At 68.4% G+C, this 15,145-nt stretch carries 14 protein-coding genes; 6 read left to right on the forward strand and 8 right to left on the reverse strand.

Going from position 1 to position 15,145, the window contains the following annotated elements:
* Positions 1 to 13 precede the first annotated feature (13 nt).
* On the reverse strand, positions 14 to 892 hold the full coding sequence (locus tag GTY96_RS05340) for a PhzF family phenazine biosynthesis protein (protein WP_143898909.1): 879 nt from the start codon (positions 890 to 892) through the stop codon (positions 14 to 16).
* A 144-nt stretch (positions 893 to 1,036) separates the two neighbouring features.
* On the opposite strand from GTY96_RS05340, the gene GTY96_RS05345 reads away from it, so the two are divergent.
* Complete coding sequence (locus GTY96_RS05345; RefSeq protein WP_201755785.1) at positions 1,037 to 1,957, forward strand: LysR substrate-binding domain-containing protein; 921 nt, start codon at positions 1,037 to 1,039, stop codon at positions 1,955 to 1,957.
* On the opposite strand, the gene GTY96_RS05350 is transcribed toward GTY96_RS05345, so the two are convergent.
* Positions 1,917 to 2,897, reverse strand: coding sequence for an alpha/beta hydrolase (locus tag GTY96_RS05350; protein ID WP_161664036.1), 981 nt, complete (start codon positions 2,895 to 2,897; stop codon positions 1,917 to 1,919). The two genes, GTY96_RS05345 and GTY96_RS05350, sit on opposite strands and share 41 nt — an antisense overlap.
* 111 nt (positions 2,898 to 3,008) lie before the next feature.
* Here GTY96_RS05350 and GTY96_RS05355 point away from each other — a divergent pair, with 111 nt between their 5' ends.
* The 3 genes from GTY96_RS05355 (at position 3,009) to GTY96_RS05365 (ending at position 5,404) form a co-directional block, all read left to right on the forward strand.
* Entirely contained in the window at positions 3,009 to 3,917 is a 909-nt protein-coding gene (locus GTY96_RS05355) for a helix-turn-helix domain-containing protein (RefSeq protein ID WP_235685343.1), read from the forward strand.
* Positions 3,918 to 4,049: 132 nt separating this feature from the next.
* Positions 4,050 to 4,688 (forward strand): DUF6058 family natural product biosynthesis protein, encoded by a 639-nt coding sequence (locus GTY96_RS05360; protein WP_143898912.1) that lies wholly within the window; start codon positions 4,050 to 4,052, stop codon positions 4,686 to 4,688.
* Complete coding sequence (locus GTY96_RS05365) at positions 4,682 to 5,404, forward strand: ArsR/SmtB family transcription factor (RefSeq protein WP_201755786.1); 723 nt, start codon at positions 4,682 to 4,684, stop codon at positions 5,402 to 5,404. Before GTY96_RS05360 ends, GTY96_RS05365 begins: the two co-directional genes overlap by 7 nt.
* Positions 5,405 to 5,545: 141 nt before the next feature.
* Here the strand turns inward: GTY96_RS05365 and GTY96_RS05370 are convergent, their stop codons facing one another.
* The 4 genes from GTY96_RS05370 to GTY96_RS05385 form a co-directional block, all read right to left on the reverse strand.
* Entirely contained in the window at positions 5,546 to 6,064 is a 519-nt protein-coding gene (locus GTY96_RS05370) for a putative immunity protein (RefSeq protein WP_143898913.1), read from the reverse strand.
* 79 nt (positions 6,065 to 6,143) lie between these two features.
* Positions 6,144 to 6,770 (reverse strand): DUF2306 domain-containing protein, encoded by a 627-nt coding sequence (locus GTY96_RS05375; RefSeq protein WP_143898914.1) that lies wholly within the window; start codon positions 6,768 to 6,770, stop codon positions 6,144 to 6,146.
* Between the two features lie 84 nt (positions 6,771 to 6,854).
* Complete coding sequence (locus GTY96_RS05380; RefSeq protein WP_161664037.1) at positions 6,855 to 8,060, reverse strand: hypothetical protein; 1,206 nt, start codon at positions 8,058 to 8,060, stop codon at positions 6,855 to 6,857.
* 256 nt (positions 8,061 to 8,316) lie between these two features.
* A complete protein-coding gene (locus GTY96_RS05385) occupies positions 8,317 to 9,168 on the reverse strand; it encodes an SDR family NAD(P)-dependent oxidoreductase (protein ID WP_161664038.1) in 852 nt (283 codons plus the stop codon).
* 82 nt (positions 9,169 to 9,250) lie between these two features.
* On the opposite strand from GTY96_RS05385, the gene GTY96_RS05390 reads away from it, so the two are divergent.
* Positions 9,251 to 9,913 carry a TetR/AcrR family transcriptional regulator gene (locus GTY96_RS05390; RefSeq protein WP_161664039.1) on the forward strand — a complete coding sequence of 221 codons (663 nt, stop codon included), beginning with the start codon at positions 9,251 to 9,253 and terminating at the stop codon, positions 9,911 to 9,913.
* A 138-nt stretch (positions 9,914 to 10,051) separates the two neighbouring features.
* On the opposite strand, the gene GTY96_RS05395 is transcribed toward GTY96_RS05390, so the two are convergent.
* Positions 10,052 to 10,459 carry a hypothetical protein gene (locus GTY96_RS05395; RefSeq protein WP_143898918.1) on the reverse strand — a complete coding sequence of 136 codons (408 nt, stop codon included), beginning with the start codon at positions 10,457 to 10,459 and terminating at the stop codon, positions 10,052 to 10,054.
* A gap of 391 nt (positions 10,460 to 10,850) precedes the next feature.
* On the opposite strand from GTY96_RS05395, the gene GTY96_RS05400 reads away from it, so the two are divergent.
* On the forward strand, positions 10,851 to 11,675 hold the full coding sequence (locus tag GTY96_RS05400) for an alpha/beta fold hydrolase (protein WP_161664040.1): 825 nt from the start codon (positions 10,851 to 10,853) through the stop codon (positions 11,673 to 11,675).
* Between the two features lie 91 nt (positions 11,676 to 11,766).
* On the opposite strand, the gene GTY96_RS05405 is transcribed toward GTY96_RS05400, so the two are convergent.
* Positions 11,767 to 14,868 carry a hypothetical protein gene (locus GTY96_RS05405; protein ID WP_161664041.1) on the reverse strand — a complete coding sequence of 1,034 codons (3,102 nt, stop codon included), beginning with the start codon at positions 14,866 to 14,868 and terminating at the stop codon, positions 11,767 to 11,769.
* Positions 14,869 to 15,145: the final 277 nt, after the last annotated feature.

Below are 15,145 nucleotides of genomic sequence, written 5' to 3' on the forward strand. Positions count from 1 at the left end.
CCGATGCGAGCTGTCAGCTCAAGGTAAGCAGTCCGCGAAGCACCACGACTCCAAAGCCGGAGATTTCGGGCTCCGGTGTCAGGCGAACATGCAACAGACTGCGCCTGCCCAGGTGAACCCCCTGCTCGACAACGAGTGCCTTGTCGTCCGCGAGCAGGCCCTCCGAACCCAGGTAGGCGCACAGCGGCCCGGCGGCCGTGCCTGTCGCCGCGTCTTCCCAGAGTCCCACCGTGGGATTGAAGAAGCGTGCGTAGGCCGTCCGTGGCGCGGCCGGGTCGAACGCGTAGACATAGCAGCCCTGGGCCCCAGCCTCCGCCAGCACCGCGAGCAGCTTGTCGGTCACGGGGCGCGCGCGATCAACGGTCAGGGAGTCACGCACGCGAGCCAGGAGATGACCTGTGCCGGTGTTGGCGACGAGGGGCGCGGGGTGCGTCAGGACATCCGCTGTGGGCAGGCCAAGCGCCTCGGCCAAGGGACCGACCGCGCCGAGCGGTGGCGACAGCCGCAGCGGTGACTGTTTCATCCGCCCATGGATGCGGCCCGCCCGTGTCTCGAGCGTGATGGGCAAGACGGCTGGACCGATTTCCTGTTGAAAGGTCTTCGGAACCGTCAGCGCACCGAGGGCCCCATGCTCGGCGAGCCACAGCCAGGCTCCGAGCGCATTGTGCCCCGCGCCGAAGATCTCCGCGCCCTTCGCCGTGAACGAGCGCAACTTCCAGTCGGCGCGCGTGCTCTTCAGGAGAAAGGTCGTCTCCGCTTGATTGAACTCACCGGCGATGCGCCGAAGCGTGTCGTCAGGCAAGGCATCCGCGCCGTCGACGACCGCGAGGGGGTTGCCGCTCAGCGGGGTGTCAGCGAACACATCGATCAGCCCGGACGTCAGCTCCACCATGCATCGTCCCTCGGTCGTAGATGAGCTACGCTCACCTTGCTCTGACCTGACGGAAGATAGTGGCGCTTGGAAAGTGTCGCAAAAGCGAAATTCTCACCCTGAAGATGAAATGAATTCAGCATGCCCCCGTACGCGCTTCCCCCCTTGAACGCGCTGCGCGCCTTCGAAGCGGCAGCCCGACATTCCAGCTTCAAGGCCGCCGCCGCGGAGCTCTACGTGACTCCCACGGCCATCAGCCACCAGGTCCGGCAGCTCGAAGCCTATCTGGGCGTGCGGGTGCTGGATCGAACGCCGCGCTCCGTGTCCCTGACGCCGGCCGGCGCGGAGCTGTACGAGGCGGTCGCCGCGGGCTTCACGGACATCAGCCGGGTCGTGTCACGTCTGCGCCAGGGGCCGACTCCCGTGACGCTGACACTCTCCGCCACCCCGGGTTTCTTGAGCCAGTGGCTGGTTCCGCGTCTCGACGGGGTCCGCCGCCTCCTGCCGGACATCGAGCTTCGGCTGCATGCCGGTGACGCGCCCGTTGTGCTGAAAGCAGGCGAAGTCGATGTGGCCATCCGCTATGGCAAGGGGCCGTTCCTGGGGGCCGCGGCGACCGCGCTGAAGCGCGACGCCTTCGCCCCCGTGTGCAGTCCCAGCCTGAAGCTCTCGCGCGCCAGCGACCTGCGCCGCGCCAAGCTCATCCACATCGATGGTCAGCGTGTGCCCAGACCGCCGACGACCTGGGCGCGTTGGTGCGCCGAGGCTGGCGTCACGGGGGTGAATACCGAAGCGGGCGTCCGGTTCACGGACAGTCTGCACGCAGTCCAGGCCGCGCTCGCGGGCCAGGGCGTCGCCATCGTCAGCCTGCTCTTGGTGGCCGACGCCTTGGCCGCAGGCCTGTTGGTCCAGCCGTTCGCCAAGGTCCTTCGCGGCGAGACCTATCACTTCGTTTGCGCGCCGAGCCTGAGCACCCGCGCCGACGTCGTCGCCCTCCGGGAGTGGTTTCAGCGCAACCTGATTACACCCCCACAGGAGGCCGAACTCAGCCAAGACGCCACAAGCGCAGGGCCTCCTCGGCGATGACCTCCGGGAACTCCTCGGGAAAGAACAGCTTGGCCCCGGGGACGAAGCGGATGCCCTGGGATTGGGGGAATGTGCGGTCGAGGTAGCGGGCATCCTCTGGCGAGAAGATATCATCGCCATCCCCCCACACGATTCGCACTGGAACCTTGCTGTGCTGGAGCCGTGCCTCGATCCCGGCCAGTGGGTTGGGTTCCAGCGCGAGGTGGAAGGCGTGGTATTGCGCCCTGCGCAGCGGCGAGCTCACCAGCGGCGCGGCGTAGTACTCGATGGTCTCGTCCGCGAAACGGCTGGGGTCCCGGAAGACAGCCGCGCCGAACGTCGCGCGCGCCAGCGCCTTGTCGGTCAGCCACTGGGCGGTGGCATCCGCGAGTGCTTCGGCACGTGCCAGCTCGATGGCCGGCTTGACCTTGGGGGGCGGACTGTTGGGTTCGGTGTCGCAGTTCGTCAGGAGCAGCGTCCGGACACGCTCGGGATGATGGACCACGAGCAGCTGCGCGACCGCGCCGCCGCTGTCGCTGGCGACGATATCGACCTGGGGTATCGCGAGTGCATCCAGCAAGGCCACGAGCATGGCGGCCTGCGCGTCGGCCGCGAGTGACTGGCGTTCGGGAATCCGGGAGTATCCAAGGCCCATGAAGTCGGGGGCGACGCAGCGCCGGTGAGCGGACAGTCGCTCCATCGCGCCGCGCCACTGAAAGCCGTTGAGCGGAGCGCCGTGCAGGAACAAGGCCGCATCCCCCACGCCGCGTTCGACGTAGGCAATCTGGCCGAACGAGAGGTCGGCGAAGCGCCGCGCCGCGCGAAAAGCCTCCGCGGCGGAGCATGGCGACGGGGCCAGGCCCACCGCTCCGTGGCCGGCGTCCACGTGCGATGCACATGCACCTACAACACTGGCGGCGAACGCGGCGCCGGTCCAGTGCAGGAACTGTCTCCGTCTCATGGCGAGTCTCCCAGCAGCGGGTGTTTCCGAATGCGAACACGCTCGCACCGCAGCCGCTGTCGCGCGCGCACGGATGGCCGGTTCCGGGCACGAACGGATGATCTTCCGCGCTTGCGCAAAGCTGGAGCCACGGAGATGTTCGAGGCGATGACCGACAGACCCTCCTGCTACCCGAGCCCTCCGGCCGCGCTGCTACCGGGCACAGGGCCAGAGCGCTTGCCGCTGCTCGACGTGCTCACCTCCCCGGTGCCCTCCGGAGTGTTCCAGTCACCGGTGGATGAGCGTCATGTCCTCTGTCTCCACCTGGGCGACCCGGTCCCGGTCACCTATCGGGTGGGCAGCCACGAGCGGCAGGGGACACGGCTCCATGGCCAGTTCTGCGTCGTTCCCGCTGGATCGAGCACCCGTTGGACGGTGTCGCGTCCCGCGCGCTCATTGCTGCTCCGCCTGAGGCCGTCGCTCGTGAAGGACGCCTCGGACACCATGGGCCTGGGCGTCCGAGGCGCCGAGCTGGATCCTTCGATTCACGTCCGGGATGCCCAGATCGAGCGCATCGGCTGGATGATGCAGGCGGAGGACCACGACGACTATCCGGGAGGCCGGCTGTTCGCGGACAGCCTCGCCACCGCGCTCGCCGCGCGTCTCCTCGCCCTGCAATCGCACAAGGGCGACTCGTCCTCCAAGCCAGCGCGAGCGCTGCCTGCCTGGCGGCTGCGTCACGTGCTCGAGTACATCGAGGCGCACCTGGATGAAGACCTCACGCTCGCCCAGCTCGCCAGCGTGGCGGGATTCAGCCTTTCCCACTTCAAGCCCCTGTTCAAGAAAGCCACGGGGGTGCCCGTTCATCGCTTCGTCCTCGGTCGGCGCGTGGAGCGCGCACGGATGCGACTGCTCGAAGGAAGGATGAGCCTGACGGAGATCGCCCTGGAGGCAGGCTTCGCGCACTCGAGCCACATGGCCCGTTGCATGCGCCGCGTGTTGGGGCTGAGCCCCACGCAAATCGCGGGTTCGGCTCAGTGACCCGCAGGGCAGGCTTCGAGGACTTGAAGACCCAGCCGTGTCCACCCGCAGTGGGAGCATGGGACCGCTCGAGCTCCTCCTCGCGATGACACTTCGATGCGGGCCGAAGCGAGCGCGTGCTACCACCGGCCCATGGACCCAAACACTTCGGGCGCTGGGGCGCTGACCCCGGCGGACGTGCGTTACATCACCGAACACTTCGTCCCGCTCGACACGGTGGCCGCGGGGCGGCCTGAAGCCCCGGACGCGCTCCTGGCCCTCATCGACTCGGGATCCCTGCCCCGACCCACGTACACGCTCGCTGATGGCACGGGCATGTACCCGCGCGACCTGCTGGGCCTCCTGGACGCGGCCGGGAGTCCGGACGCGGTGCGCGCCCATTTCGATGGGCGGCTGCTGCGCATGGCCGCCCGCTTCGGGACGGCCCTCACCCAGGAACGGCTCGACGCCGAGTGGCGTGGATACCTGAAGGGCCACTACGGCGCGTGTCTGCGCGTCGTCACTCCGGAGCACATCTTCTGCAAGGAGCGGCTCGTTCACCGACTGACGGAGGCCCTGGCAGCGCCCGCTCCGGAAGAAGAGGCCTGGTGCGCGCGGCTGTGCACCGACGTGGAGGCGCTGGACGCATTGGAGCGCGAGTTCGCGCCGTGGGACCGGATCCGCTTCGGGGGACCGGTGTCGCGTGACCGGCTCATCGCCGCCCCTCGGCTGCGCTACCCACACCTCTTCGCTCGTGCGGGGACACCTTCGGGACCGAACCTGTCGTGTTGACGGATCCGGACATCGCATCCGTCGCGATGGCGGTGGGCGAGCCGTCGCGGGCCGCCATGCTGGTGGCGCTGCTGGAGGGCCCTCCGCTCGCGGCGCAGGAGCTGGCACGACGCGCGGGCGTGTCCGCGCAGACCGCGAGCAGCCATCTGGCGCGGCTGGTGGAAGCGCGCTTCCTGACGTCCCGAGCGCAGGGTCGGCAACGGCTGTTCCAACTCGCGGGACCGGAGGTCGTCACGTTGCTGGAGGCCCTCGCGGTGCTGGCGCCAAGGACCCCCACCCACCTCGTGACGGATGGGCGCGGGGCCACGGCGCTTCGTGAGGCGCGGACCTGCTACGACCATCTCGCGGGCCGGCTGGGGATCCGCGTGACGGACTTCCTCCTCGAGCGCGAGTTCCTCCGACTCCAGGGTGACGCGTTCCAGGTGACGAGGACCGGGGACACGTGGCTGCGCGACTTCGGCATCTCCCTGGATGGACTGCGCGCAGGCCGCCGGCCCCTCACGCGCGCTTGCCTGGACTGGAGCGAGCGCCGCCCCCACCTCGCGGGCGCGCTGGGCGCGGCGCTGACCAAGCGATTCTTCGAGCGCGGGTGGCTCACGCGGTTGCGCGGCACGCGCGCGGTCCGGCTCACGGAGCGAGGGCAGGTCGCGCTGCGCGGCGAATGGGGGATGTCCATGGCTGAGCGCGGCCCGGCTTCGTGGACACCCGAGCCGTGATGGAAGAGGCACGGGCTGCCCGCGACCGAGGAGCTGTCGGGGCAGCCCCGTCAGCCGCGCCGTGGGTTCTCGGTGGAGGATGGGAGCGCCATCCCCGCGATTCGGCCCGGCACCGCGAAAGCTTGAGGTCTCGGGCCTGCGTCACCTGGTGAAGACGCCCCAGCAGATGTCGTTCCGCGCTCGCTGGTCTTCGAGGACCCACTCACGGAGGGGGGCGGGGATCCGTTCCCGCTGCCAGCCGAGCTCCCGCAGGCGAGCCCCTTCCGCGTCACCCACGGCGACCGCCGCGGCGGCGGCCCGGATGGCGTACGCCGCCGCGCCCAGGTAGTGCGCGGCGACATGCGCGACGGCCACCGCCTGTCCTGCCGCGAGCGCCGCGAACCTGGCCGGGTCAGGCAACCCACGGCCCGCGGCGTTGGCGACGAACGCGGTTTGGTGGGCCTCACGCATCCGCACCTCACCCCGGATCCACGCCCGCCCTACGGCGATGGCGTCACGAGGGCGCGTGTCCGCGGGGCACGCACTCTCGAACAAGGGCAGGACGTGCTCCGCGCAGAGCGCGGCCCACTCCGCGAGCAGGTGATGGTCCTCGTCGGACAGGCTCCCGCCACGACGAATCGTGATCAACCTGGGGTCTCGCACTTTCGGCAGGATCGGCATGGGCGGATCCTCGCCCATCCTCCTCGTCGACGCGATGGAGTCGGCGCGGCGGAGGGGGCGCCTCGGGACCGAGGTCCCGTCACGAAGGCGCGAGCTCGCGCGCCTGGAGCCGCCTGCGCGAGATGAGGTAGGCCACGCCGAGGTTGGGGAGCCAGCAGAGCCAGGCGACGATTCTGTAGGCCGAAACGAAGTCGCCCAGCGCGTGAGCCAGGAAGGGCAGCCAGAGTCTCAGCGTGACCGCGGCGAAGCAGGCGGCATAGCTGTAGGTCATCATGAGCCGGTGCTCTTCGATTCGCCGGCCCTTGACGAGCCGATAGGCGGAGGCCGTGGTGTAGAGCCAGACAATGCCCAGGCTGACGAAGCCCGACGCGGCGATGACGCCACCCGTGGCGAAGAAGCCAACGTAGACGCTGGCGAGCCCGCTCAGCAGGACCGCCCCGACATAGACCTTTCCGAGGAACCGGTGGGCGCCTGGGCGCTCGAGGCGCAGTCTCGCGACGAACTGGGTCCAGCCGATGGCCAGCGCGAGTCCCCCCAGGGCGATGTGCGTGTAGAAGGCCGCGTTCCAGACGGGGTCGGTCAGCAGCTCGCTGCTCTTCGAGGCGCGGAGTCCGAAGTTGGAGGCCGCGAGGAAGTAGCTGCCGGGATAGAGGCCTACGGCCAGACAGAGGGCGGCGAACAGGACCCAGAGCCCCTTGCTTGCCATCGTGGAGCCTCGTGGTTCGGAGGAGGGAAGCGCCATGCGGGAATTCAAACACCAGCAGCCGCGTGCCGTGTTCCTCTGCTTCGCTCAGGCGCTGCGCAGCTTGCGTCCTGACAGGTTGCCGTCGTTCGCGGGCGCGATGGACCGGAACGTCGCGCCCGGCTTGCACCCCTTGGGGACCAGGGCCTTGGGGAGGATGAGCACGTAGTGGACCTCGCCGGGCACCGTGCCCCTGCGCAGGGTCCGCTCGGGCTCTTGGGCGAAGCTTCTCGGAGCGATGCTCTCCGCCAGGTCGAACCCTCGCGAGCGACAGAAGCGGAGGTGATCCACGTTGACGTGGCGATGAAGGGCCTGGGCGCCCGGAGCGTCGAGCAGGAGCTGGAGCCCGTGCAGGGGAACGCTCACCCGATAGGTGGAGTGGTACGCCGTCCCCAGGCGGGTGGCACGGAGCCTCACGGCGCACAGATTCTTGGGCAGCGCATCGAGGAAGAAGTCCTGCCGCCAATCTTCCGAGCCACCCAACTGGCTCAGCCGGGCCTGCAGCCTTGCGCGGGCCGCGGGCTTGCCGGTGTCGAGCACCGTCGCGATGGTCCGCGCCAGCGTGGCGCAGTCCGCGGCATCCACGCCCGCGGCGGTGGCGAGGACCTTGCGGCGCCTCGGAGAGAGCCACGCGAGGAGCTGGGCGCGCAGCGCCTCCGCGCCCATGTTCTCCACGGCTTCTATCTCCACCGAGAACGTGGGCTCCGTGCGCAGCGGCTGGGCGTCCACCCACTTGCGGGCGGCTTTCGCCTTCGCGGGCTCGAGGAACCAGTACGACGCGAAGCGGGCCTCGACCGCCTTGCGGACGTACTCGGCCATGCTTCGCGCCACGGGGACGGGGGAGCCCTCCTCGCCCGCGGCGGCGGCCACGACGCGCGCCTCTTCGAGGCCCTGGCTCGCGCTTCGGAGCAGGTATGCCATGGCCTGGTCGTTGTGCAGGTCCACGATCATCGCCCGAGCATCTGGAGCGAAGTTGTAGCTGGAGCTTCTCTGGAACCACGAACCCTGGATGAGGCCCACCGCGCCGCTGTGCCCGGAGTCGTCGGTGGCGCGCCAGCGGAGGACCCTGGCCCCCAGGTTCTCGAAGAAGTTCGCGCTGTGCTTGGGGACCTTGGGGCTGGAGCGCGCCATCGGCGGCATCTGTCGCTCGACCGCGACGTTGGCCAGATGCTGAAGCCTGGTCATCCACAGCTCCAGGTCGTTCAACGCCTCCAGGTCTTCATCGAGCCGCGCGGGTGAGAGTGACTTGGGCATGTCTGGCCTCTTCCAGCCTCCCGGAGAGGTCCGAGAGGCGTCTGGGAAGATAGCAAGGGTGCGCGTGTGCGAACCATCACCGCGCGCCGTCGTCTGTGCTTCGCATTGACGCGCCCATGACGTCGCCTCTCCGTTCATGGAGAGAAGGTGCTTGCTCATCAAGGTGTGGATTCCGCCCGTGGCGCAGCGACGGGGGCTTCGGGTCACCGAGGGCGACGGACTCAAGCCACGTCCATCCCGGCAAGGCCGATGCTGCTCATGCGCCCTCCCGCCGCGTGCCGGCACCCGTCGGAGCATCCCAGAGGCCCAGTCGGCCGACCATCGTGCGGATGTAGTCCGCTTCCGAGAGCTGCCGACGCGCCGCCACCGCCAGGGTGGCCTCCTTCCCGAGCACGTAGCGCAGCGCGGGGGCGGGGTTCGCGAGCACGTCCAGCACGCAGCCCGCGAGCTCCGCCGGGTCACCGCCCGCGTCGCCCGTGATGCGCTCGAGCCTCGCGAGCATTCGCGCACTTGGCTCGGCGTAGCTGGGCTCGCGCCTGGAGGGCCTCGCGAACGGGATGCCCGTGCGCATCCCATCCAGTTCGACCAGCGAGACATGAACGCCGTGCGGACGGACTTCGTAGGCCAACGACTCCGAGAGCGCTTCGAGCGCGTGCTTGCTGGCGGCGTACGCCCCCAGAAAGGGAGGGGGAAGCAGGCCCGCCAGCGAGCTGATGGCGACGATTCGCCCCCGCTGGCGCACCCGCATCGCGGGCAACACGGCCCGCATCACCCGAAGCGCGCCGAAGCAGTTGGTCTCCATCTGGGCCTGTGCCTCCGCGATGGAGGTCTCCTCGACGGCGCCGACGAAGGCGCACCCGGCGTTGCTGATGAGCACGTCGATGCGCCCGGCGGCGCGCAGCACCTCCGCGACGCAGGCTTCGACGGAGGCGTCATCGCGGACGTCCAGGGGGAGCAGCGTGAAGGGGGCCTCGGGTGCGCGTGAAGGGGTCCGGCTGGTGCCGAACACGCGGTACCCCTGGGAGGCGAGCAGGGTGGCGGTGGCGCGGCCAAGCCCGGAGGACGCCCCTGTGACCAGGACGACGGGAGAAGAAGCGGTGGAGTCCATGTGCGTGTTTCCTTTCGGTGCGAGGTAGAATACGAATGTTCATTCGCGTTCTGTATTCGCATTGGCTCCAGGAGGACCTCGCATGGCTCGACCCAAGCTCCACCCTCGGAAGATGCCGCGGCAGGAGCGCTCGCGCGCCATGGTGGAGACGATCTTGGAGGCGACGGTTCGCGTTCTGCTCGCGCGGGGGTACGACGGGCTGACGACCATCGCGGTCGCCGAGCGCGCGGGAGTGAGCGTCGGCTCGCTCTACCAGTACTTCCCGAACAAGGAGTCGCTGGTCGCGCTGCTCGCCGAGCGGCACGTGGCCGAGCTGATGACCTGTGTCGAGGACGCGCTCTCAGGCGCGGACCCGTCCAATCCCGAATCCGCCATCCGTGCGCTCGTGCGCGCCGGTGTCGACTCCCACCGCATCGCGCCCGCGCTGCACAAGGTCCTGCTCGAGCAGGTGCCGCGCATCGGCCGGCTGGCGAAGGTGATGGAGGCCGGCCAGGCGATTGTCGTGAAGCTCGAACACTTCCTCCGCCCCTACCAAGGCCGGCTCGTCGTTCCAGACCTGAAGGTCGCGGCCTTCGTCGTCGAGACCCTCATCGAGTCCCTGACGCACCGGCTGGTCATCGAGCAGCCAGACTTTATCGACGCCACGCGGCTGGAGGAGGAGGCCACGGAGGCGGTGATGGGCTACCTCTTCGGCCCGCGCGGCAGGCGCGGACGCCGGTCGTCACCGCGCGCCTTGAAGGGCTGAAGGGGACCGGGAAGGCGACCATGGCGAGGACCTTCATCGCAGCCAGAGGAGGGGCCTGATTTCGGTGTATTGAGTCGGCCCATCTCCTGGGGTGCGGCGCACGCGTGCTTCCTTGGAGTCACTCTCCGTCCGAGGCCCTCAGCGAGCGCGTACGGTGCAGGAGGTCTTGATGTAGTCCACGTCGTCGTAGTAGGCGCATGAGAAGTAGACGTCGAGCTTGGCGGTCGCGGTGCAGTCTTGCCGCCCGGTCTGGGCTGTGAGGTCCGTGTCCAGGTTCACGCAGTCGCAGCTCTTGCAGGTCGCCTTCTTCTCCAGACAGAGATGGCTCGTCTCCGCGGTGACGAGGGTCGCGCAGTACTGGGTGGCGCGTTTGCAGGTGGTGTCGCCACACTCCAGGGTCTCCGGGAACACGTGGGTGTTCTCGTCCACGGGCTCCTTCACAGGGTCTTCGTTCGAGCCACCACAGCCCACCACCAGCATGGAGAGAAGCACCAGGTACCGCGTCGTCGCTGTCATGTCGTCCACCCGAAGAGTCATGGAGGGCATGAACGCCCCCTGACGGGGAGAGACAGGCCGGGCGACATCGTTGCGTGAAATCGACCGCCACCTCCCGGTGGAGGTGCCGGACGGGCACGCTGATGGCTTCTGCGTGAGGGAGGTCGTCGCATCGGCGTGCGCGCTGGGCTCCCACTCGCAGTGCCGTTCGGGGTGGGCGGACCCGCTGGGAGTATCTGGGGGCTGACGGAGGTCGGAGGTCAGGCTGGAGTTCTGAATCGTGCGCCAGCGAGGGTGTCCTCGTCTGGCGCTTTTTATTTCGACGCGGCGCTTCGGACGCTCGCCGCGCCAATCCAACCGCAGCGCCAGTGCGCCACTCCCCAGGGGGTTCAGCCATTCACGGCTGAGCGGTTGGGGCCGTGCGTCCAGATGGAGATCGACGATGACCCCCTCGAAGTTTGACCACCCTCCCCACACGACCCCTCGACGAGAAGTCTGGTTCGAGAGCGATGGCGCACGGCTCTTCGCCCTCGACGTCGGCCAAGGACACCCCGTCGTGTTTCTCCACGGCGGGCTCGCCGACCATCGCGCGGCGCTCTTCCGCGTCGCGAAGCTGGCGGACACGCACCGCCTGCTCTGCCCCGACCTCCGTGGTAGCGGCCGCTCCATCCACACAGGCCCGTTGAGCTGGGATCGGCTGGCCGATGACGTCGCCGCGTTGCTCGGACACCTCGGTGTCGAGCACGCGGTCATCGGCGGAACGTCGATGGGCTCGGCGGTGGCTCTTCGGGTGGCGCTGCGCCACCCGCGGCTGCTCCGGGGGCTGATCCTGATGTCGCCGCTGTACCCGGGAGCGGAGAGGCCCATGGCGGAAGCCGTCACCGCGGCCCTGCGGGCGATGGGCGAGGCCGGGGAGCGTGCGCTGGAGCAGGGAGTCGAGTCGCTGCGTCCGCTCTTCGAGCGCTTGCCGTCACCCGTGCGTGACGTCGCCCTCGAGATGATGCTCGGATTCGATGCTGGCAGCGTCGCTGCCTCCACGCGTTTTCTGGCCCGGAGGGAGCAACCAATGCATTCGGTCCGCGAGCTCGAATCGTTCGACGTCCCGGTCATGGTGTTGCCGGGGATTGATCCTCAGCATCCCGCCGAGGTCGCCGAGCTCTATCTGCGGCACCTGCGGCATCCAGTCCGTGTCGAGCTGACCTCGCCCGACATGCTGGAGCGTGTCGAGCGGTTCTGCCGTGAGCTGGATGGGCGCCCGAGCCGATAGCGCGCACGGCTGGAGGTCGGACGGTCCAGGGGGCCGCCCGACCTCTGGGCCGTACAGGACGACGGGGCCGTCACCGGCAGCCCGTGTTCCGTCAGCCCCTCAGGACCCGGAGCTCCTTGCCGCTCCCGTGTGCGGGATCTCCGAACGTGGAGTCCGAGGCGGTGACGGAACCTGTCAACCCACCGACCACGTTCCAGCGCGTGTCGATTCCGAACGCCACCGTCGTCGGCGTGGTCCCCAGGTTCACGGTCCCATTCTCGGAGCAGAGCCGGGTGAAGTTCTGCTGCACGTTGTACGTGGTGCGGTTGGGATAACCGAGCTGCCGGTAGTAGCCGAGGTTCGCGCCACCGGACTGCGGATCGCCGAAGGTCGCCGCGTTGAACGTGACGGTGCCCGTCACGCCTGGGATGAAGCGGTAGTGGCCGTTCGCCCCGTAGGCCACGTCGCAGGGCCCGGGCAGGTTGAAGGTGCTGCCATCCGGAACGCCGGCGTTGAAGGTGGCGATATCGTATCCACCGGGCAGGTCCTTGGGCACGTTGGTGGGCGCCAGCTGGAGCGGCCCCTGGTCCCAGCCCGTGACGACGAACAGGAAGCGCGTGGGCAGCGACTGCTCGTAGAGCAGGAGGCTGTCCGCCGTCGTGGTGCCGGCGAGCATGTCCAGGTTCGGCTCTTCCGTCGGAGAGGTGAACTCCCCTTGGGCCTTGGCGTTGCGCAGGGCCTGGAGGTACCAATCACGCGCGATGGCCGGGAAGTACTTCAGCTCGAGCGCCCACAGGTATGCCTCCTTGAGGATGTACAGCCGGGCTGACATGGACTGCGTCGGCGCCAGCGTGTTCAGGTAGGTGTAGACGCCGACGCCGCTCGAGGAGTTGCTCGTCGACTCGCGCTTGTACGAGAAGGAGAAGTCGAGCGACGCCCCCACGTAGGTCTCTCCAGTGGCGGAGATGCCCATCGGGGTCCCGACCTCCGCGGACTGAACGAACCCCGCATAGGCGTTGATATCCAGGTGGACGCCGAAGCCGGTGCTCTGGCCGCTCGACACCCGGTACTGGCCGTCGCAGACCGAGCCGCCGCTCATGGCGAACTTGAGGTACTTCTGGCCATTGATGTTGGTCTCCGTGCCGTACTTCTTGACGACGGCCGCCACGTAGTTCTGGCCTGTGTAGAACGTGCTGAGGTCGGTTCCATCCGGAGCGGTGAAGATCTGCCGGATCTGCTCCTGTGAATTGCCGGCGGTCGCGAGCCTGTTCACGCACTCGGTATACAGGCTGAACATCCGGGCGTTGATGGCCGCCTCGGTGTAGGAGTCGACCACGCCGGGCGTGCAGGCGTAGCTGAAGAAGTCGCCCGCCGCGGTTTCATCGGCGTCTTCGGAGGCGACGGGCCAGTGGGCCACGATCAACGGCGCCGGACTGAACGAGGCATCCTGGTTGAATGCGAGGTTCGTCGCCGTCCCGTACTGGGAGCGCAACCAGAACAGGGACCGCCCGAAGTAGCACCCGTAGGGGCGGACCAGGTAGGGGGACGCGTCGTCGAGCGGGAAGTACGGATGACGGTAGGCCTTCGTCTGCACCTTGATGCTCTGGGCCGTGAACTTCCCGCCCTGCCACGCGATGCGCCCCGAGACTCCGGCCTTCACGGAGAGGCCGAAGCTCGCGCCTGCCTTGAGGCCATCGAACGCCTCCACGGAGGCCGTCTCCTTCGAGGAGTACTGGACTCCCAGGCTCGCGGCGATGTTGATCTCATCCAGGACCACGTCCTCCTGGGTCGTGTCCATCTCGTAATCAAACATGTTCCAGTCGGCCATGCCGTCGGGGCTGGCGTTCCCCCAGACCTCCGGCGCGGGGAGGGGCATGGGGAACGGATCGCAAATCGACGTGAGCAGGCGCCCGCCCATGTTCTCCTGCTTCGGCGGATGGAGGGCGGTCTGCAGCTTGAAGTCACCATACTTCAGGGACGACATCTGGATGGGTGAGCCGACCGAGTATTCGCTGCGGACCCATGCCATCCCCAGGATGATGGGGAGGGTGGAGGTGTCCTGGCTCGTCGACTCGGGGATGGCTCCGATGGAGAAGCACATCGACAGAGGTCCCTCCGTGTCCTCGGTCGCGTTCGTGAAGATCTTGCCGTACTCCTTCCAGACGGGCGCGGTGGCCGACGTACCGAGCTGGCGCAGGGGGAGGATGTCTTGAATCACGGCGATGGAGATCACGTTGCCCTTGTTGTTGTCAGCGAACAAGGCGACGAGCCGACCCGCGGGGTCCACGGCCAGACCCATGCCCAGGGCCTTGCGGCTCCTGGGTGAACTGCCCGGCCAGGTGAGGAGCATCGGCGCTGGCGCGGGGCTGGGGCTGGCGTGGCACTCGGCGTCCAGCGTCCAGGAGAAGGTGGTCGCGGTGAAGTGGGCTTCATCCCACAGCGCGGCGATGACGCAATTGACGGGAGCGCTGGTGCCGGTGGCTCCCGGCTGGGAGACGAGGATGGTGCGGACGTCGAGATGCGAGAGGTTCGAGGACGTCTGGGTGGGACTGGTGGCGGGGGCCGTCACGGACCAGGGCGCGACGCGGGACACCCAGTCATTGGTGAGTGGGTTGTAACCATCCGTGTCCAGGACGAGGTGGCAGACCTGGAGCGCGTTGTGCGAGGAGTCCCAGGCGAGGTAGTTGATCAGGATTTCCGTCGGGCCCTTGCCGACGCACGCCGACACGCCCTTGGCGAGGACCTTCACAGGGGTCGAGCTGCCTCCCGTCGTGGCGGGCAGCGAAATCTGACACCAATCGGTCGTGGCGCGCCCGGAGCCGGGGGCCACCCGCGCCGCGCACAAGCTGTTGTTCGCGGTGTCGATCCAGAAGACGTAGACGAGATCCCGGAGCGCGACGACGCCGATGCGCTTCTGCGTCTCGAAGTCGAGGGTGGACTGTGTCGAGTCCTTCTCGATGGTGAACTGGGTCCAGGGATCCAGCCGTTTCGGGTTCCCCTGGGGGCGGCTGAGGTAGGCGACGGTCGACGAGCTGAAGTAGCCCTGGAGCTTCTGGTCATCGTCGACGCCGACCAGGACCAGGGAGGAGCCGGTCTGGATGAGCCGGAACTCTCCGTTGTCGCCATCGACGTCGAGCGGTCCGGCGACGGGAATGCTGATGACATCCGTGGTGGGGGGGACGGGAGGGAGCTGAGGAGTCGAGGTGGTGGACACGGAGGTTCCGTTCTGTGGTGGAGAGACCGCGAGCGCGCTGGCGGCTGTGCTCAGCGCCCGCGAATGACCACGCCGTCGAACGACTGGAGCCGCTCCAGGAGGAGTCGGCGGCAACCGGCTCGTCATCTGTCCCGGGTGGGGACGTGACGTTGTTCTCGGATCTGGACCAGTGGACACCCTGCGTCGTCCTGGAGCGCGATCGTGGTGGCGAGGGTCATCGGGCGGGTGCCGTAGCAAGCGCAGGGCCAGCGGTGGAGGCAGGCTCCTCCCAAGGGAG

The sequence above is a fragment of the Corallococcus silvisoli genome, assembly GCF_009909145.1.
Lineage (GTDB): Bacteria > Myxococcota > Myxococcia > Myxococcales > Myxococcaceae > Corallococcus > Corallococcus silvisoli.

Bases quoted from the DNA above. Each gene is read 5' to 3' on its own strand.
- GTY96_RS05385 (WP_161664038.1), bottom strand. From the start codon at position 9,168: ATGGACTCCACCGCTTCTTCTCCCGTCGTCCTGGTCACAGGGGCGTCC.
- GTY96_RS05370 (WP_143898913.1), bottom strand. From the start codon at position 6,064: ATGCCGATCCTGCCGAAAGTGCGAGACCCCAGGTTGATCACGATTCGT.
- GTY96_RS05340 (WP_143898909.1), bottom strand. From the start codon at position 892: ATGGTGGAGCTGACGTCCGGGCTGATCGATGTGTTCGCTGACACCCCG.
- GTY96_RS05395 (WP_143898918.1), bottom strand. From the start codon at position 10,459: ATGCCCTCCATGACTCTTCGGGTGGACGACATGACAGCGACGACGCGG.
- GTY96_RS05380 (WP_161664037.1), bottom strand. From the start codon at position 8,060: ATGCCCAAGTCACTCTCACCCGCGCGGCTCGATGAAGACCTGGAGGCG.
- GTY96_RS05350 (WP_161664036.1), bottom strand. From the start codon at position 2,897: ATGAGACGGAGACAGTTCCTGCACTGGACCGGCGCCGCGTTCGCCGCC.
- GTY96_RS05375 (WP_143898914.1), bottom strand. From the start codon at position 6,770: ATGGCAAGCAAGGGGCTCTGGGTCCTGTTCGCCGCCCTCTGTCTGGCC.
- GTY96_RS05360 (WP_143898912.1), top strand. From the start codon at position 4,050: ATGGACCCAAACACTTCGGGCGCTGGGGCGCTGACCCCGGCGGACGTG.
- GTY96_RS05400 (WP_161664040.1), top strand. From the start codon at position 10,851: ATGACCCCCTCGAAGTTTGACCACCCTCCCCACACGACCCCTCGACGA.
- GTY96_RS05390 (WP_161664039.1), top strand. From the start codon at position 9,251: ATGGCTCGACCCAAGCTCCACCCTCGGAAGATGCCGCGGCAGGAGCGC.